Genomic DNA, 17,765 nt, shown 5'->3' with positions numbered 1-17,765 from the left:
TTACGCCTTCTCGATGTTGACTAAAAACGCTTTGTACTCCGGCGTTTGCGAGTTGGCATCGCCCACCGACGGCGTCAGCGTATTGGCGAGAAAGCCCTTGCGCGTCGCCCCTTCAAAACCCCAGTGGCACGGGATGCCGACGGTATCGACTTTGCGGCCATCGATGGTCAGGGTTTGCAGTCGTTTGGTGACCACCGCTTTGGCTTTGATATAGCCGCGTTTCGACGACACTTTGACGGTATCACCCGCTAAAATCCCCTTCTGCTGCGCCAGCCCTTCGCCGATCTCAATAAACTGTTCCGGCTGGGCGATGGCGTTCAGGCGCGCATGCTTGGTCCAGTGGCGGAACAGCTCGGTAATGGAGTAAGTGGTGGCGACATAGGGAAATGTTTCCGCATTGCCCATGTTGTTTCGGTCACTGGCAAAGATCCTTGCCACCGGGCTGGACACCACGTTCGGGTGCAGCGGGTTGGTGCCAATCGGCGATTCGATGGGTTCGTAGTGTTCCGGGAACGGGCCGTCGTTCATCTTGTCGAGGGAGAAGAGCCGTGCCACCCCTTCCGGGTTCATGATAAATGGCCCGACCCCGCTTTGCGGCGCGGCCTGGCTGTAATCTGCCACGTCCATACCTGCCCAGCGCTGGCCATCCCAGTGCAGCAGTGCTCTTTTCGCGTCCCAGGCTTTTCCAGCCGGATCTGCCGAGGCGCGGTTATAGAGAATGCGGCGATTCGCTGGCCATGACCACGCCCAGCCCGGCGTGCAGCCGAGGCCATGCGGGTCGCTGTTATCACGGTTTGCCATCTGGTTGCCGCGCTCGGTCCAGCTACCGCAGTAGACCCAGCAGAAGCTGCTGGTGGAGCCGTCGTCGCGCAACTGGGCGAAGCTGCTCAGCTGCTGCCCTTTTTTGGCAATCAGCTGGCCTTTGTCATCATAGAGATCCTGTAACGCTTTGCCGTTGGCTTCGCGGGCAATCTCCTCCGGCTGCGGATCGTACGGGTCGTTGTACTCCCACGACATATTGAGCAGTGGCGTCGGGTTGGCACCGCCCTCTTGCTGATAAAGCTCGCGCAGGCGCATAAACAGCCGAGCGAGGATTTTGCCATCGTGCAGCGCTTCGCCCGGCGGCTCGGCCGCCGCCCAGTGCCACTGCAACCAGCGGCCGGAGTTGGCAATTGAGCCATTCTCTTCGGCAAAGCAGGAGGATGGCAGGCGGAACACTTCGGTCTGGATCGCCGCCGGGTCGACGTCGTTCATCTCGCCGTGGTTCTGCCAGAAGGTGGAGGACTCGGTCGCCAGCGGATCGATAACCACCATATATTTCAGCTTCGCCAGCGCTTTTGCCGACTTGTTCTTGTCCGGGAAGGCCGCCAGCGGGTTAAAGCCCTGCACAATGTAGCCATTGATTTTGCCTGCCAGCATTAGCTCGGCCTGGGTCATCACGTCATAGAGGCGGTCCCACTTCGGCAGCCAGTCGTAGCCCCAGTTGTTCTCCGCAGTGGCGCGATCGCCCCAGAAGCTCTTCATCATGCTGACAAAGAATTTCGGCGTGTTTTGCCAGTAGTTCACTTCGTTCACACCCAGTTCAGGCGGCGTGATCTGCGAAATATAGGTCTGGTAGTCCGGCTGTTTCTCCGACGGCAGCGCCATATAGCCGGGCAGATTGGTCGAGAGCAGCCCTAAATCGGTATAGCCCTGAATATTGGAGTGGCCGCGCAGCGCATTCACACCGCCGCCCGCCATGCCGATATTGCCGAGCAGCAGCTGGAGCATGCCCGCCGCGCGGATGATCTGCGCCCCGGCGGAGTGATGGGTCCAGCCCAGCGCATAGAGAATGGTGGCGGTGCGATCCGGCACGCTGGTGGTGGCGAGCACGCGGCAAATATGCAGGAAGTCGTTAACGCGGGTGCCGCACAAGCGGCTCACCATCTCTGGCGTATAGCGCGCGACGTGGGCTTTCAGCAGGCTCCAGACGCAGCGCGGGTGGCTCAGCGTTTCGTCGCGCTCGGCGTGGCCCTGTGCGTCCAGTTGGTAGAACCAGCTGGATTTGTCGTATTGATGTTTTTCGCTGTCGTAGCCGCTAAAGATGCCGTCGTTAAAGGCGTAGTCGTCGCGGATAATCATTCCGGCGTTGGTGTAGTGGCGCACATACTCATGCTGGATCTGATCCTGCTCAATCAGGTAACGGATGATGCCGAGCAGAAAGGCGGTATCGGAACCGGCGCGGATCGGCGCATAGAAGTCAGCCACTGCGGCGCTGCGGTTAAAGCGCGGATCGACGACTAACACCGTGGCATCATTTTTGGTTTGCGCTTCCACCACCCACTTAAAGCCGACCGGGTGCGCTTCGGCGGCGTTGCCGCCCATGATCAACACCACGTTGGCGTTTTTGATATCGACCCAGTTGTTGGTCATCGCCCCACGGCCGAAAGTTGGCGCAAGTGCCGAGACGGTCGGCCCGTGGCAGAGCCGCGCCTGGCAGTCGATCGCCACCATGCCGAGCGCGCGGGTGAATTTGCCGTCGAGAATGCCGGTTTCGTTACTCGCCGCCGACGAGCAGAGCATGCCGGTGGTGGTCCAGCGGTTGACCGTTACGCCCTGAGCATTTTTCTCAATAAAGTTTTCATCACGATCTTTTTTCATTAAGCGCGCAATGCGCTCAATGGCGTCATCCCAGGAAATACGTTGCCATTGATTCGAGCCGGGCGCGCGATATTGCGGATAGCGCAGACGATTCTCGCTGTGAATATAATCCAGCACGCCTGCCCCTTTCGGACAGAGCGATCCCCGGCTCACCGGATGATCGGCGTCGCCTTCAATATGGTAAATCGCTTCATTAACGTTTTTGGCATTATCGCCGAGGCTGTACATCAACATGCCGCAGCCCACTGAACAGTAGGTGCAGTTATTGCGCGTCTCTTTGGCTTTTAACAGTTTATATTGACGGGTTTCCGCATGAACGGAAAAAGAGGATAGAAATCCGAGAGATGCGACAGTTGTCCCTGCCATACCGCCCGCGCAGATCCGAAAGAACTGCCTCCGGTTGAGCTCCATTACTTCTCCAGCTTAAACTTAAGACATGAAAAGGGATGGAGATTATAAGGATATTCCGACCAATAACCATTATCCATTTATGGTTATTGTGAGGGGTATTACGTGGCAGAGATAAGATTTAACTTAAGCCGGTTTTATCTCTGCCCGTTTATTTAGCGCGTTGCCTCAAATATGCTTTTGCCGATGCGTGCAATGGCATCGTTACTTTGCGCCAGCGTCGCTTCTGTTTGCGTAATATAGACAGAGACAATTATTGGCTGCCCTTTTTTCGGCCACACCACGCTGATAATTGAGCGCGAACCGTAGGCGCCGGCGCCGGTCTTATCACCGATTTTCCAGCCGGATGGCAGCGACGTGCGCAGCAGCGCATCGGCAACTTTGTCATCCTTCATCCACTGCACCAGCTGCGCACGGCTTTCGGGTTTAAGCGCGTTGCCGAGCGTCAGTTTCTCCAGCGTGTGGCTGACGGCGAGCGGCGTGGTGGTGTCCTGCAGATCGCCGGGCACGGCGCTGTTAAGCTCCGGCTCTTTACGATCCAGCCGCGTGACGTTGTCACCTAAACCGGCAAGCAAGGCGGTGACTTTTTGCGGGCCGCCCAGTTTCTGCGCCACCAGATTAGCGGCGGTATTATCGCTGTAGCTAATCGCCGCGCTGCACACCTGCTGCCAGCTCATGCTTTTTGGCGCGACAAATTTGCTGGTCACCGGTGAATAGTCCACCAGTGTCTCTTTGCTGAACTGCGTGTTGTTACTAAGGGCAAACTCGCCCCGATCCACCTTACTGAGCAGCGCGCCGCAGAGCAGCGCTTTATGGGTACTGTTGAGCGGAAAACGTTCATCACCGCGGTAGCTGACGCTCTTACCCGAGGCGGTGTCGATCACCGCGATACCGATGCGCGCGTGCAGCTTCTCCTCCTGCAAACGGGCAATGGCGGTGAGGGTTGCCTCATCGATGGTGGCGGCGTTGGCGGCTGACGCGCCGAGCAGCAGCGCGAGAAATGATTTAGCAGGCAGATGCATAGCGATAATCCTTGTCGTGGAATGAATATTATATCTGCCGGATTATGCCTGATGGCGTAGCGCTGCCATACTGCTGATTGATAACTCACCTCATCCGGGGACACGATGCGCATTGCTCAACTTAGCGATATTCACGCCGCAGCCGATAACGACAACCTCGCCCGGCTGCGTGCCGCCATTGCGTGGCTGATCGCCTTCCCGCCCGATATCGTGGTGGTAAGCGGCGATCTGGCAGATGATGGCTGGGCTGAGGGGTATCGCGACATCGCCGCACAGCTCAGCAGTCTGCCCTGCCGCACCCTGCTGCTGGCGGGTAACGCCGATGATAAAACGGTGATGTGCGCGACGATGCCGCAGCTGGCGGCATACTCCGCTGAAGAACCGCTGCATTTCAATGAAACGGTTGAAGGGATTTCGCTGATTGGCGTGGATGTGACGGTTGCCGGGAAGAGCGGCGGCGATATTACCCCCCATCTGCCGTGGCTGGAGCAGGCTTTGCGCGAGGTGGCGCACCCGGCAATGCTCTTTTTGCATCAGCACCTCTTCCCGAGCGGCATTGCGCCGCTGGATACGGCAATGTGCGAAGGTGGTGAGGCGCTGATGGCGCTGATTAACCGCCTGCCGCACCCGCCGCTGGCAATCTGCTGCGGGCATGTGCACCGCACGATGGCATCGACCTTCGCCGGTGTGGCCGCCTACTGCTGCGGCTCAATCTGCCCGGCAAATCCGCTGCTGCTGGATGAGAACAACGTGCCGCCGATTACCGATCCCGTCTCCCTGATGCTTCACGACATCGGCCCCCAGGGGCGGGTCAGCCATTTTATCGGCGTCGAAACGGTTGAGGATCGGTGATAAAAAAAGCTCCCCGCAGGGAGCTTGTTGCTGCTGGCTGTTACAGCGCAATACGGATGATATCGTCCGGCTGGGTGGCCTCTTTTTCGCGGCTCGACGCCTGTTTTACGCTGACGTAGAGCGTTTTGCCATCCGGCGACAGCGCCAGGCTGTTCGGGTGCGTCGGCGTATCAAAGGTCTTCACCACCTTGTAGCTCTTCGCGTCGATAACGCTCACTTTTCCCGCCTCGCGGTGGGTGACATAGACTTCGTTGCGCGCCGGGTTAAACAGCACCGCCAGCGATTCTGGAGCGGCGACGCGTTGCATCACCTTGCCGGAGCGGGTATCGACAACCAGTACTTCCGCCGCTTTTGAGTCGGTGATAAAGGCGCGGTGACCGGCGGTATCAAGGCTCAGGTTAAGGTAGAAGTGCTCTTTTCCGTCATCCTGCAACTTCTTGCGGTCGATAATCTTGTTAGTCGCGGTATCAATGGTCAGCAGTTCGCCATCACCGTTGGTGCTGTAAAGACGTTTCGCGGCGGCATCAAGCGCGAGCCCGGTGCTGTATGTGCCGGTGTTCGCAATTGTGCTTTTCAGCGTCATCGCTGCGCCGTCGACCACCCAGATGGCGCTCTCTTTACCCACGCCGGTCACGTAAAGCGTATTGGTGGTGTCATCTACCACCAGTTCTCGTGGGCTAAGCGGACGCACGGTGTCGGAACGTTTACGCCCATCAAGCACTACGCGGCCTTTGATATCACCGGTTTTTGCATCGACGGCAGTGACAGAGCCATTCACGGTATTGCCGAACCAGAGCGTCTGCGTCTGCTGGTTGATCGCCGCGCCAAAGGGTTTCACATCGCTGTGAATGGCCTGGGTGATATCCAGATTGGCGGGATCGAGGCGGTAGATCACACCGCCTTTATCGGTTTTGCGGCTCTGCGAGGTGGCAACCCATAAGGCGTTCTCCTGCTGGCTGACGGCCATCTCATACGCGCCCTTACCGACCGCTTTGCGCAGCATCTCTTCGGCTGCGTGAGCGCTGAATGAGCCTGCCAGCAGCAACGAACCGAGGAACAGCGCGCGGTGCAGGCGCGACGGAGAAAAATGAGCTAAAGACATAACGACTCCCTTTGTTGAAATTATGATTACCTATTCACAAGCATCCAGTGCACGAAACTGCGGTTTCGCTTATTGTTGTAGGTGAGAATAGTAATCATTTATGTTCGTAAAGTGGAGTCTTAATCGTTGATCAGGGCAAATTTCCTGCCGCCATATAGACTCATTCTTAACCTAACGTGCGTTCAACATTTTCAAATAATTTACATATCCATTAACATGTTGCCGCATTTTTCTTTTTTTGCTCCTCTTTCAACTCGGTTCCGTCATGAAAATCATTTCAGTTACAAAGGTCACGCTGCCCGTTTTGCTGCTGCCTGTTGCACTCTCTACCTCCGCCTGGGCGGCCTCTGGTGAACAAACCATGATCGTCAGCGCTGCGCCGCAGACGGTCTCGGAGCTTGATAGCCCCGCAGCGGTCAGCGTGGTTCAGGGCGATGATATTCGCCAGGCCGCGCCGCGCGTGAATCTCTCTGAATCAATGGGCAGCGTGCCGGGGTTGCAGGTGCAGAACCGACAGAACTACGCCCAGGATCTTCAACTCTCCATTCGCGGGTTTGGCTCGCGTTCAACCTATGGCGTGCGCGGCATTCGCCTCTATGTCGATGGTATTCCCGCCACCATGCCGGATGGCCAGGGGCAGACTTCGAATATCGATCTCAACAGCGTGGAGCATATTGATGTGCTGCGCGGCCCCTTCTCTGCCCTCTACGGTAATGCCTCCGGCGGCGTGATGAACGTGACGACGCAGACCGGGCGCGAACCCGCCACCGTGGAAGCGAGCAGCTATTACGGCAGCTTTGGCAGCTGGCGCTATGGTATGAAAGCCACCGGTGCCATGGGTGACGGCACCCACGCGGGCGATGTGGATTACACCGCCTCGACCACCCGCTTTGTTACCCACGGCTATCGCGACCGCAGCGGCGCGCGCAAAAATCTGGCTAACGCCAAACTGGGCGTGCGCATCGATGACGCCAGCAAGCTGAACCTCATCTTTAACAGCGTTGATATTAAAGCGGACGATGCGGGCGGGCTGAGCCGCGAAGAGTGGCGGGCCAATCCGCGCCAGTCGCCGCGCGCTGATGCGTTTCACACGCGCAAAACCATCAAGCAGACCCAGGCGGGCCTGCGCTATGAGCGTCAACTGAGCGAGCGCGACGATCTGAGCGTGATGATGTATGCCGGTGAGCGTGAAACCACACAGTATCAGTCGATTCCCCGCGCACCGCAGCTCAAACCGACCCACGCTGGCGGAGTGATCAACCTGAGCCGCCACTATCAGGGCATTGATACGCGCTGGACGCACAAAGGCGAGCTGGGCGTGCCGATGACCTTCACCGCCGGTCTGAACTACGAAAACATGAGTGAAGAGCGCAAAGGCTATGAAAACTTCATCATGAATGGCACCACGCCGAAGTATGGGCAGAAAGGCAACCTGCGCCGTAACGAGCGCAACCTGATGTGGAACGTCGACCCCTATCTGCAAACCGCCTGGCAGCTTACCGAGAAACTGTCGCTGGATGCGGGCGTGCGCTACAGCTCGGTCTGGTTTGACTCCAACGACCACTATGTGACCGCGCAGAATGGCGATGACAGCGGTGATGCGAGCTACCACAAGTGGCTCCCGGCGGCCTCGCTGAAATATGCTGTCACCCCGGCGTGGAATATCTACACCGCCGCCGGACGCGGTTTCGAAACGCCGACCATCAATGAACTCTCTTACCGCTCCGGCGATCAGAGCGGGCTGAACTTCGCGCTGAAACCGGCTACTAACGACACGCTGGAGATCGGCAGCAAAACCCGCATCGGTAACGGTCTGCTGACGGCGGCGCTGTTCCGCACCGATACCGATAATGAAATTGTTGCCGACAGCAGCAGCGGCGGGCGCACCAGCTATAAAAACGCCGGGAAAACGCGTCGCCAGGGTGTCGAACTCTCTGTCGATCAGCAGTTCGCCGGGAACTGGCGCGCGAAAGCGGCATGGACCTGGCTGGACGCAACCTACCGCAGCGAAGTGTGTGGTGATGCCACCTGCGAAGGCAACCGCATTCCGGGCATCGCGCGCAATATGGGCTTTGCTTCACTGGGCTGGATGCCGGAGGAAGGCTGGTATGCTGGCGCGGATGTGCGTTATATGAGCAACATCATGGCCAATGATGAGAACAGCGCCAAAGCGCCCTCCTACACCGTCGCCGGGCTGAATACCGGGTATAAGTTCAACTACGGCAACTGGATGATGGATCTCTTTGGCCGCGTCGATAACCTCTTCGACCGTAACTATGTCGGGTCGGTGATCGTCAACGAATCCAATAACCGTTACTACGAACCGGCTCCGGGGCGTAACTACGGCGTTGGCTTATCGGTGGCCTACCAGTTTAACTAAGCCACACCGCAGGCAATAAAAAGCCCGGCCATCATGCGCCGGGCTTTTTTATCGCTTCAGGCCATTAAAAGGTGGTCCAGCCCTCTTCAGCGAGCACCGCTGTACGCGGTTTCGGCGGCACAAGCGTGCTTTTACCGCCCTTAATCTTCGCCGGTTTTGCCTCATCACTGGCGAGGCGGAAGGCGGCAACCAACTCTTCCAGCAGGCGCGCCTGTTCCTCCAGCGAACCCGCGGCGGAAGAGGACTCGCTCACCAGTGAGGCGTTCTGCTGGGTGGTGCTGTCAAGTTCGCCAACCGCGCGGGCAATCTGCTCAATGCCGCGGCTCTGCTCTTCGGAAGCGGAGGAGATCTCGCCCATAATATCGTTGACGCGCGTGACGGACTGCACCACCTGATCCATCGTCTCGCCCGCTTTGACCACCAGTTTGCTGCCAATATTGATGCGCGAAACCGATTCGTTGATCAGCTGTTCAATATCTTTCGCCGCCTGCGAACTGCGCTGGGACAAGCTACGGACTTCACCGGCGACTACCGCAAAACCGCGCCCCTGCTCGCCTGCTCTTGCCGCTTCCACCGCCGCGTTCAGCGCCAGAATATTGGTCTGAAAGGCAATGCTGTTAATCACCGCGGTGATGTCGGCAATCTTATTTGAGCTGGTGTTGATATCGCCCATGGTATCGACGACCTGGCGCATTACCGTGCCGCCTTCGCTGGCCGTTTTCGACGCCTGCGCGGCCAGGCTGCTGGCGTTGCGCGCATTATCGGCATTGTTTTTCACCGTGGCCGTTAACTGCTCCATGCTGGCGGCGGTTTGCACCACGGCGGCGGCCTGCTGTTCGGTGCGGGAGGAGAGATCGGAGTTGCCATCGGCAATCTCGGTTGCCGCGCGGGAGAGCTGCGTAACGCTGTTACGCACTTCATGGATCATATCGCGCAGCCGGTCATTCATTCGCCCCATCGCGCCGGTTAACTGCCCCAGCTCGTCGCGGCTTTGCGCGCGGATTTGTGAGCTCAGATCGCCGCTGGCAATGCGTTCCGCCAGCGCCAGGTTGCGGTGCACTGGCCGGGTGATCTGACGAATCACCCACCATGAGACCAGCATGCCGAGCAGAATGGCAATCGCGCCGGTAACGGCGGTAATTGAACTGGAGGTGTAGGCCAGCTCTTCGTTGTGCGCTTTCACCAGCGCGATAATGTCACGCAGTGAGGCGCTGCTGGCGTCGCCGCCCACTTTGACTTTATCTTCCGCCGCTTTCAGCGCCTGCCAGGCGGTAAAGTAGTTCAGCGCCTGGCTGCGATAGCTAACGGTGTTGTCCCAGATGGCCTGTAACGGGGCTTGAAGTTCGCCCGGCAACTGGCTGTTCAGCGCCTGCACGTGGCTTGCGGTAGCGGCGAACTGCTGCTCAAGGCGATCGCGCGTGGCTGCATCAGGGCTATAACGTACGACCAGCGCTGCATCGCGCACGCCACTGATGGCAAAGAGCTGCTCATAGATTTGTGCCATCACCGCCGGGTCGGCCACTGGGGTACGTACCAGCGTGGTATAGCGAGCGGAGAGATCTTCCGTGCTCAGTTTATCGAGGCTTTCACGCAGGGTGCGCAGATCGCCGGTCGCTTTTTGCATCTCGCCAATGCTGGCCTGAAAAGTTGCTAAATTGCGGGCGACATCATCAATGATTTTACGTTCGTTGCTTGACCAGCTGAGCGCGTCGGCGCTGGCGGTCAGTTCGGAGGCGTGACGAACATAGTTCGCCATCACCTGGCCTGATTTATCATCGCCATAAAAATATTTAAGGCGGTTAATTTTTGCCTGGAATACTTCAATATTGATGTTGTACATCAAATTTGTTTTTACATAGACGTCGCGAATTTCTTTAAAACGCAGCACGCTGAGAATGGTGGCAAAAGCGACCAGAAAAAGAACCACACCGAATCCGACCGACAGCTTTCGACTAATTTTTATATTGCTTACCCGTTGGCTAATTGACATTTTTTCCCCTTGTCTAACGTCCATAGTGAGTGCCCGACTGCGCACGCGACAAGTTATCGGCAGGAAAATAAGCAGATTCAGGTTGCGGGGAAGTTATAGATTAAAAGTGTGATATTGATGCGCCCCATTCGCAAATTATTACCGGGGTGCATCAATATTTTTCATGAATTATCGAGTCAGTGAATTATCACTTAGCGTTCAAACTGTCTGTGCACGATAGTTGAGCCTTCGTCAATTGCTCGCCAGACGGCGCGCTCACTGGCAAAAGCATCACCCTCTTCTAATGCACAGAGCAGGTCGTGATAATGCTGCACGCGCATCAGGTGTTCAGATGATGGATATAAGTAGTTATAGCAAGGGCCAATTCGCACCCATAGCTGCTCAATTAAAGCGCTGAGCGTCGGCATGCCAGCGTGGGCATAGACGCTAAAACGAAACACGCGGTTGGCCTGTAACGCCTGCTCGGTGTTGCCGCTTTTCATCGCTTCATCAACATTAATTGCCAGCGTGCGCAGCTCACGCAGCTTATCGCTGGTCATGTTCTGGCTGGCGGCTCGCGCGGCCATGCCTTCGAGGTTTTTACGAATCTGATTAATTTCGTTATAGCGTTCCGCACTGACCTCCGGCACGAGAAAAGCCTGCGCCGGTGTGGCGTGCAGCGCGCCTGCGGAAACCAATCGCAGTAACGCTTCACGAACCGGTGTAATGCTCGTACCCAGCTGATCGGCGATTTCCTTCGTGATAAGCCGGGCGCCGGGTCTCAGGGCTCCGACAATAAGCGCACTCTTTAAACTTGCCTCGACCTGCATGGTGAGACTCGTTCGCTGCGCTTTCTCCAAATCAAGCATGTTTGCATCCTGTATAAATTCTTTATTTTCTCAGCCTGGTAGCGTGTCCATATGGTTATGCCTAAAGATATATTTTATAAGTGCATGCCTGGTATTGGATGATTGCGTAAAGTTAGAACAAAAAGTTATTTATTATGCACGACCACCAGGAACTGCCTCCACAAGGTCAACAATTCCTTATGCATGTATAATTAAAGCTGTTTTTCACAGAAATGCCCAATTTAAAATGGCGGTTTTTACCGCCATTTTTTTATTTAGTTTTCTGAGGCTACTTTTACCACAACTTTACCGAAGTTTTTCCCTTCCAGTAAGCCGATAAACGCCTCTGGCGCCTGCTCAAGACCCTCCGTTACCTGCTCGCGGTAATGAATGCGATCCTGTTTCAGCCAGCTTGCCATCTCCTGCTGGAATTCATGCAGCCGGTGACCATAATCCTGCATGATAATAAACCCCTGCAACCGAATACGCTTCTTCAGAATCGTCGCCATTAATAATGGAACGCGATCCGGGCCTTCCGGAAGGTCGGTAGCGTTATAACCGCTCACCAGACCACAGAGCGGAATGCGCGCCGAGGTATTTAATAACGGCAGCACGGCATCGAATACTTTGCCGCCGACGTTTTCATAGTAAATATCGATGCCCTGCGGGCAGGCCTTCGCCAGACGGTCGCTAAAATCGTCGGCATGGTGATCGATACACTCATCAAAACCGAGCACCTCCACGGCATGACGACACTTCTCGCTACCGCCCGCAACACCTACCACGCGACAGCCTTTGATTTTGCCAATCTGACCAACCGTTGCGCCAACCGGCCCGGTTGCTGCGGCGACGACCAGCGTTTCGCCCTCTTTCGGCTGGCCGATATCCAGCAAGCCCATATAGGCGGTAAAGCCCGGCATGCCAAGAATACCCAGCGCCCAGGAGGGGTGCGGAATGGTGCTGTCGAGTTTCACCAGATCATCGCCGCTGGCGATGTCGTAATCCTGCCAGCCGCTGCCGGCGAGAACCCAGTCGCCCTCGGCGAAGTCCGGATGCTGCGATTTGACGACGCGGCTGACGGTGCCGCCGCACATCACTTCACCGATTTTTACCGGTGGCGAGTAGGATGGCGCGTCGCTCATGCGTCCGCGCATATAGGGATCGAGAGAGAGATAGACCGTGCGCAGCAGCACCTGGCCTTCGCCCGGTGAGGCGACCTCATCCTCCTCCAGCCGGAAATTCTCTGTGGTTGGCGCGCCATGTGGACGCGAAGCCAGTACCCAGCGGCGGTTGCGGTGTGAATGTTGGTTCATTTTGCTCTCCTGTGCAGTATGGACTGACTAATGATAGTAGACGGTTAACGCCGCCCGCGCGTTGGCATTACGTGGCGGCATGATTGAGGCGCACCACCAGATAGCGGCACGGCTCAAGGGTTTCGTTGATAAATCGGCAGTCGTTCGGCGGGCCCAATTCCAGACAATCCCCAGGCTGCATCTCATGGCGCGTCTCGCCTTCTAGAAACACCAGGCTGCCCTCCTGTAACCAGATAAGCTGCCGCGCCAGCGCATAAGAGGAGGCAGGCATCGGGATATCGCTGCCGGGCGGCAGCTCAATCTGCACCAGATCGATCGGCAGGTCGCTGCGCGGTGAGACATGGCGGCGCAGATAGTGGGTTTGTGGATCGCGCCACACCGGCTGGCTGGCGAAGCGCAGCAGTTTGCCCTCCTGCATCTCTGCGCGGGCAATCAATGTCGACATGCTGATAGCAAACGCGCCGCAGATGCGCGCCAGCAGCGTTGCCGTTGGGCTGCTCTCTGCGCGCTCGATTTTGTGGATCATCGCCCGCGACACGCCCGCGCGTTCGGCGAGCTCCGTCAGCGACCAGCCGCGCGACTCGCGCTCGAGGCGAATTCGTGCACTGATCCGTTGATTTATATTGTCTGAGATAGTATTCATAACGTCATACTATAGTGTACAGATCAGGGGTTCAACCATGTCGATTCGTTATGCCGTGAAAGAGGATTGCGCGGCGATTGCCGCTATTTATAACCACGCCGTGATTAACACGGCGGCGATCTGGAATGATCAAACGGTGGATGCCGATAACCGCATTGCGTGGTTTGAGGCGCGCGCCCTGCTCGGCTATCCGGTGATTGTGAGCGAAGAGAATGGCGTTGTCACGGGCTACGCCTCCTTCGGCGACTGGCGCGCGTTCGACGGCTTTCGCCACACGGTTGAACACTCGGTCTATGTCCACCCAGATCACCAGGGCAAAGGCCTTGGCCTGGCGCTGATGGAGCGGCTGATTGAGGAAGCGAAGCGCATCGGTAAACATGTGATGGTTGCCGGTATCGAAGCACAAAATCAGGGCTCGATTCATCTCCACCAGAAGCTTGGCTTTACCATTACCGGGCAGATGCCGCAGGTCGGCACCAAGTTTGGCCGCTGGCTGGATCTCACCTTTATGCAACTTCAGCTCGATAACCGCACCGATCCGGACGCCCCGGCATGAATCAGTCCCTGTCCCTCGCTTTTCTGGTTGCCGCCGGTATTGGGCTGGTTATCCAGAACACGCTGATGGTGCGCATTACTCAGTCCTCCTCCACCATTCTGATCGCCATGCTGCTCAACTCGCTGGTCGGCATTGTGCTGTTTGTCTCTATTCTGCTGATCAAACAGGGCGTCGGCGGTTTTCAGGAGCTGGTCGGCAGCGTCAAATGGTGGACGCTGATCCCCGGCCTGCTCGGCTCCTTCTTTGTTTTCGCCAGCATCAGCGGCTATCAAAACGTCGGCGCGGCAACCACTATCGCCGTGCTGATCGCCAGCCAGCTTATCGGCGGCCTGGTGATGGATGTGGTGAAGAGCGAAGGCGTGGCGCTGCGGGCATTGATTGGCCCGGTGTGCGGGGCGGTGTTACTGGTGATCGGCGCCTGGCTGGTCGCCCGGCGGCAGTTTTGAGGGATAAAAAAAACGGGCCATTTGGCCCGTTTTGTCAGTGCACTGTCAGAGAATCTCGCCACCTTTGGTGAGCTGCTCGCGCCGCGCTTCCGCATCCTCTTTATGCTGGCGTCCATGATGGGCGATGGCGTTACGCAGGCGCTGCTGCTGCTCGTAACGCGCTTCGCGGCTCAGTTCGCCATCATCGCTCAGGATAACCAGCAGCTCGTTCATGCCGATAATTGCCCCGTCGGCAATGGCGGCGTCGACGCGGGCGGTAACCTCATCAAAATGTGACATACCCTCTCCTTAATTCAGCTTCGCTTTGGAAAAATCACTGCCCATCAGGCTGACGCTGTAGCCGGTGACGTTGCTGCGCGTCGCGTAGAAGGTTTTGCCGTTTGCCAGCGGGATCCACGGTGCCTGCTTATAGAAAATATCCTGCGCCTGGCCGTAGAGTTTCGCGCGCTCGGCCGGATCGCTCACCAGCTTCGCTTTTTTCACCAGATCGTCGTAAGGCTTGTCACACCAGCGCGCGGCGTTGGAGCCGGTCTTCACGCTGTCGCAGCCGAGCAGCGTATCGGCGAAGTTATCGGGATCGCCGTTATCGGACATCCAGCCAAACAGCGCGGTGTCGTGCTCGCCTTTGCGCATGCCGGAAAGGTACTCGCCCCACTCGTAGGAGACAATCTTCGCTTTGACGCCCACTTTCGCCCAGTCGCTCTGGATCATCTCGGCGATACGGCGCGAGTTCGGGTTATAGGGGCGCTGCACCGGCATCGACCAGAGCGTCGCTTCAAAGCCCTTCTCCAGCCCCGCCTGTTTCAGCAACGCTTTCGCTTTCTCAGGATCGTAGCTGTACTCCGGCAGGTCTTTGTTGTAGCCGAGCATATTTGGCGGCAGCGGCGATTTCGCCACGCTGGCGGAGCCCAGGAACACCGCATTCACAATCGCTTTTTTATCGGTGGCGTAGTTCAGGGCCTGGCGCACCAGCACGTTATCAAACGGTTTTTTCTCGGTATTAAACGCCAGATAGCCGACGTTCAGCGCTTCAACCGTATGCAGAGTCAAATCCTTATTCTTTTTGATCTGCTCAAACTGCACCGGTGCCGGGGCGGGAATAATCTGGCACTCGTTGGTTTGCAGTTTTGCCAGGCGCGTCTGCACATCCGGGGTGATAGAGAAGATCAGGTGCTTAGTCGGCACCGGGCCATCCCAGTAGTTCGGGTTAGCAATGTAACGAATCAGCGCGTCGGTTTTGTACTGCTGCAACGCGTAGGGGCCGGTTCCGATCGGCCAGTTATCGACATTTTCCGGCGTGCCTTTTTTCAGCATCGCGTCGGCATACTCGGCCGAAAGAATCGAGGCAAAATCCATGCCCCAGTCGGCAAGGAAGGCGGCGTTCGGTTCATTGAGCACGAACTGAACGTGGTAATCATCGACCTTCTTCACCTCTTTAATCAGCTTATCCAGTCCGACATCGGTGAAGTATTCGTAGTTGCCTTTTGAGACGTTGTGGTACGGATGTTTAGCATCCATCTGGCGCATGACGGAGAAAATCACGTCATCGGCGTTAAAGTCGCGCGTCGGTTTGAAATATTTATTGCTGTTGAATTTAACGCCCTGGCGCAGCGTAAAGGTCCAGGTTTTGCCATCGTCGGAGACTTTCCACTCCGTCGCCAGCGACGGCACCGGGGTATTTTTCACCGGATCGAAGGTGACAAGGCGGTTATAGAGCACCTGCGAGCTGGCGACAAACGACGGGCCGGAGCTGGCAATCTGCGGGTTGAAAGACTCCGGGGAGGCTTCGGAGCAGTAGATCAGTGTGTCGTTGGAAGCCGCAAACGCGGCGCTTGCCGGTAAGAGTGTGCTCAACGCCAGCGCGAGCAGTGTTTTCCCTTTGGTCATGTGCAGGAGCCTTCTTTTTTTATATGGAGTGGTAATCTCAGCACAGGCCGGCCGAACTGGCAAATAACCAATCTCTATCAAGTTATGCTAAAGCGGTTGTTTTTGCTGAAATATCCACCATGCTTAATAAGAAAATTTACTGTAGGGCGTATTTTGACCGTCATAAGGTCTCGATGCGCTCAATGCGTCGAGAATTCAATGGTTTTGCGCTTTCCTCTGCCTTTTACTGGCGACGGGAACGCGTATAGTAGACGCGTGAAGAAGTCTATGGGATGAAAACGTGGCAAAAACACTCTTGCGCAGCGGCGATCTGGATGATTTCCAGGCCGTTGGCGGCGGCGGTCAGGCCGTATTCGATTCGGCACTACAAATTCGGGAAGCGCTGCGTCTGCGTAAACAGCAGGCGTTAGTGGATTGCCTGGCAATACCACAGGTTAATGATGAAGGCGATCGTGTCGACTGGTACTCGCCCATCGACGGTCAATCCCGCTCGTGGAAAGCGGCTGAGCCGGAGGCGCGCGCCCGCGCCCTGCGCTTCCTCGAAAGCACGCTTGATAGCGCGGCCGCCCTGAGCCGTAAATGTATGCAGTCGCCCAAAACCGCCCAGCAACTCTTCGGTTCGCTGCTGGAAAAAGCGCTGCAATTCCCCGGCGAAAACCATGTTTTCCTCGTTGATGGCAAACCGGTCATCACCTTCTGGGGCTTCGTCAATCTTAATGAAAGCGCGCGCGAAAACGTGCTCGAGTGTCTCTACGAGCCTGAGCCGGAAGTGCCGGAGATTGTGATCGAACCGGAACCCGAGCCAGAGCCGCAACCTGAGCCAGAGCCGGAAAAAGAAGCGCAGGGTGAACCCGTAGCGGAAGCGAGCTTCAGCCAGGCCGATGCTCCGCTCTTAACTACCCCGCCGCCGGTTAAACCGCAGCCAGTGAATGTCGCGCCGATCTATCAGGCGGTGCAGGATGCCGATCAGGAGCCTGCTCCGGCAAAAGAACCTGCCGCCGCGCCCGCACCGAAAACGAAAAAACGTCGCCGCACCGCGCTGTGGTTGCTGCCGATAGCGGCCGCTGTCGCCGCCGCCGTTGCCGTGCCGGTTGTGCTCAAACAACAGCAGCAGAAGGCAGAAACCGCTTCCGCGCCGGTTGCCGAGCAGGCAAAACCGGTCGCCATTGCACCGAAGCCGATTGAGGCAGAACCGATTCCGGCACTTTCCGCCAACCTGCCGCTGCACCAGGCCGCGGTTTCACCGGCTGAAGAGAAAGCCCCGGAAGAAAAACCGGTGGAAAACGAGCCGGTGGTAATTATGCCAATCCCGAAAGGGGCAATGGTGATGGACGCCCAGCAGGTCAAAATGGGCTCGACCAAATTCCTCAACGGCAGCTGGCGACTGGCGATGGATATTAAAGATCCGGTCACCGGCAAAGCGCCGAACGTGCGTTATCAGATTCAGAATAATAAGGGCAGCGCCCGCATTGTGATGGGCAAGAACGTCACCTGTCGCGCCGATCTCTTCTCCGGCCTGCATCAGACGGGCGAGTTGCTGATCAAGAGCCGCGGTAATGCGCGTTGCAGCGACGGGACGCGCTACCCGATGCCGGATATTTCCTGTAAAGCAGGCACCAACGACGTGGCGGAGTGCAGCGCGCGTTTTGACGCAAAAACCACCGTTCCGGTGACGTTCAGAAACACAGGTGATTGATTT

14 protein-coding genes are annotated in these 17,765 nt (G+C 57.1%); 5 read left to right on the top strand and 9 right to left on the bottom strand.

Annotation, left to right across the window (positions count from 1 at the left end):
- Positions 1-3,051, bottom strand: a complete 3,051-nt coding sequence (fdnG, locus tag ABIC80_RS05835; protein WP_429175967.1) for a formate dehydrogenase-N subunit alpha — start codon at positions 3,049-3,051, stop codon at positions 1-3.
- 152 nt (positions 3,052-3,203) lie between these two features.
- Positions 3,204-4,070, bottom strand: a complete 867-nt coding sequence (bla, locus tag ABIC80_RS05830) for a class A beta-lactamase (protein WP_429175965.1) — start codon at positions 4,068-4,070, stop codon at positions 3,204-3,206.
- A gap of 105 nt (positions 4,071-4,175) precedes the next feature.
- On the opposite strand from bla, the gene ABIC80_RS05825 reads away from it, so the two are divergent.
- Entirely contained in the window at positions 4,176-4,922 is a 747-nt protein-coding gene (locus ABIC80_RS05825; protein WP_429175963.1) for a metallophosphoesterase, read from the top strand.
- A gap of 40 nt (positions 4,923-4,962) precedes the next feature.
- Here ABIC80_RS05825 and ABIC80_RS05820 read toward each other — a convergent pair whose 3' ends face one another.
- Complete coding sequence (locus ABIC80_RS05820) at positions 4,963-6,024, bottom strand: YncE family protein (RefSeq protein WP_305205764.1); 1,062 nt, start codon at positions 6,022-6,024, stop codon at positions 4,963-4,965.
- A 265-nt stretch (positions 6,025-6,289) separates the two neighbouring features.
- Here ABIC80_RS05820 and pqqU point away from each other — a divergent pair, with 265 nt between their 5' ends.
- Complete coding sequence (gene pqqU / locus ABIC80_RS05815) at positions 6,290-8,404, top strand: TonB-dependent receptor PqqU (protein ID WP_429175962.1); 2,115 nt, start codon at positions 6,290-6,292, stop codon at positions 8,402-8,404.
- A 64-nt stretch (positions 8,405-8,468) separates the two neighbouring features.
- On the opposite strand, the gene ABIC80_RS05810 is transcribed toward pqqU, so the two are convergent.
- The 4 genes from ABIC80_RS05810 to ABIC80_RS05795 all read right to left on the bottom strand — a co-directional run bounded on the left by ABIC80_RS05810 (position 8,469) and on the right by ABIC80_RS05795 (position 13,177).
- On the bottom strand, positions 8,469-10,394 hold the full coding sequence (locus ABIC80_RS05810; RefSeq protein ID WP_429175960.1) for a methyl-accepting chemotaxis protein: 1,926 nt from the start codon (positions 10,392-10,394) through the stop codon (positions 8,469-8,471).
- Between the two features lie 191 nt (positions 10,395-10,585).
- Positions 10,586-11,242 carry a GntR family transcriptional regulator gene (locus ABIC80_RS05805; protein WP_042716634.1) on the bottom strand — a complete coding sequence of 219 codons (657 nt, stop codon included), beginning with the start codon at positions 11,240-11,242 and terminating at the stop codon, positions 10,586-10,588.
- 254 nt (positions 11,243-11,496) lie between these two features.
- Entirely contained in the window at positions 11,497-12,534 is a 1,038-nt protein-coding gene (locus ABIC80_RS05800; protein WP_139568955.1) for an NADP-dependent oxidoreductase, read from the bottom strand.
- A gap of 67 nt (positions 12,535-12,601) precedes the next feature.
- The gene (locus ABIC80_RS05795) at positions 12,602-13,177 is read right to left on the bottom strand and encodes a helix-turn-helix domain-containing protein (RefSeq protein ID WP_042716632.1); all 576 of its coding nucleotides are present in this window, start codon (positions 13,175-13,177) and stop codon (positions 12,602-12,604) included.
- Positions 13,178-13,214: 37 nt separating this feature from the next.
- On the opposite strand from ABIC80_RS05795, the gene ABIC80_RS05790 reads away from it, so the two are divergent.
- Together ABIC80_RS05790 and ABIC80_RS05785 are read left to right on the top strand one after the other, a co-directional pair.
- Entirely contained in the window at positions 13,215-13,733 is a 519-nt protein-coding gene (locus ABIC80_RS05790; protein ID WP_429175958.1) for an N-acetyltransferase family protein, read from the top strand.
- Positions 13,730-14,179 carry a DMT family transporter gene (locus ABIC80_RS05785; protein ID WP_429175955.1) on the top strand — a complete coding sequence of 150 codons (450 nt, stop codon included), beginning with the start codon at positions 13,730-13,732 and terminating at the stop codon, positions 14,177-14,179. The genes ABIC80_RS05790 and ABIC80_RS05785 overlap by 4 nt, the downstream gene beginning before the upstream one ends.
- 45 nt (positions 14,180-14,224) lie before the next feature.
- Here ABIC80_RS05785 and ABIC80_RS05780 read toward each other — a convergent pair whose 3' ends face one another.
- Positions 14,225-14,458: a YdcY family protein gene (locus ABIC80_RS05780; protein WP_312278606.1), complete on the bottom strand. Its 234-nt coding sequence runs from the start codon at positions 14,456-14,458 to the stop codon at positions 14,225-14,227.
- A gap of 9 nt (positions 14,459-14,467) precedes the next feature.
- The gene (locus ABIC80_RS05775; protein ID WP_429175952.1) at positions 14,468-16,066 is read right to left on the bottom strand and encodes an ABC transporter substrate-binding protein; all 1,599 of its coding nucleotides are present in this window, start codon (positions 16,064-16,066) and stop codon (positions 14,468-14,470) included.
- A 280-nt stretch (positions 16,067-16,346) separates the two neighbouring features.
- Between ABIC80_RS05775 and ABIC80_RS05770 the strand changes: the two genes are divergently transcribed.
- The gene (locus ABIC80_RS05770) at positions 16,347-17,762 is read left to right on the top strand and encodes an SrfA family protein (protein WP_429175949.1); all 1,416 of its coding nucleotides are present in this window, start codon (positions 16,347-16,349) and stop codon (positions 17,760-17,762) included.
- Positions 17,763-17,765 lie beyond the last annotated feature (3 nt).

This window comes from Kosakonia sp. 1610 (assembly GCF_050435845.1).
Taxonomy (GTDB): domain Bacteria; phylum Pseudomonadota; class Gammaproteobacteria; order Enterobacterales; family Enterobacteriaceae; genus Kosakonia; species Kosakonia cowanii.
The sequence above is the reverse complement of the archived record's forward strand: the minus strand, read 5'-3'. Positions and strand labels throughout refer to the sequence as shown.

Bases quoted from the DNA above. Each gene is read 5' to 3' on its own strand.
- fdnG (WP_429175967.1), bottom strand. From the start codon at position 3,051: ATGGAGCTCAACCGGAGGCAGTTCTTTCGGATCTGCGCGGGCGGTATG.
- bla (WP_429175965.1), bottom strand. From the start codon at position 4,070: ATGCATCTGCCTGCTAAATCATTTCTCGCGCTGCTGCTCGGCGCGTCA.
- ABIC80_RS05825 (WP_429175963.1), top strand. From the start codon at position 4,176: ATGCGCATTGCTCAACTTAGCGATATTCACGCCGCAGCCGATAACGAC.
- ABIC80_RS05820 (WP_305205764.1), bottom strand. From the start codon at position 6,024: ATGTCTTTAGCTCATTTTTCTCCGTCGCGCCTGCACCGCGCGCTGTTC.
- pqqU (WP_429175962.1), top strand. From the start codon at position 6,290: ATGAAAATCATTTCAGTTACAAAGGTCACGCTGCCCGTTTTGCTGCTG.
- ABIC80_RS05810 (WP_429175960.1), bottom strand. From the start codon at position 10,394: ATGTCAATTAGCCAACGGGTAAGCAATATAAAAATTAGTCGAAAGCTG.
- ABIC80_RS05805 (WP_042716634.1), bottom strand. From the start codon at position 11,242: ATGCTTGATTTGGAGAAAGCGCAGCGAACGAGTCTCACCATGCAGGTC.
- ABIC80_RS05800 (WP_139568955.1), bottom strand. From the start codon at position 12,534: ATGAACCAACATTCACACCGCAACCGCCGCTGGGTACTGGCTTCGCGT.
- ABIC80_RS05795 (WP_042716632.1), bottom strand. From the start codon at position 13,177: ATGAATACTATCTCAGACAATATAAATCAACGGATCAGTGCACGAATT.
- ABIC80_RS05790 (WP_429175958.1), top strand. From the start codon at position 13,215: ATGTCGATTCGTTATGCCGTGAAAGAGGATTGCGCGGCGATTGCCGCT.
- ABIC80_RS05785 (WP_429175955.1), top strand. From the start codon at position 13,730: ATGAATCAGTCCCTGTCCCTCGCTTTTCTGGTTGCCGCCGGTATTGGG.
- ABIC80_RS05780 (WP_312278606.1), bottom strand. From the start codon at position 14,458: ATGTCACATTTTGATGAGGTTACCGCCCGCGTCGACGCCGCCATTGCC.
- ABIC80_RS05775 (WP_429175952.1), bottom strand. From the start codon at position 16,066: ATGACCAAAGGGAAAACACTGCTCGCGCTGGCGTTGAGCACACTCTTA.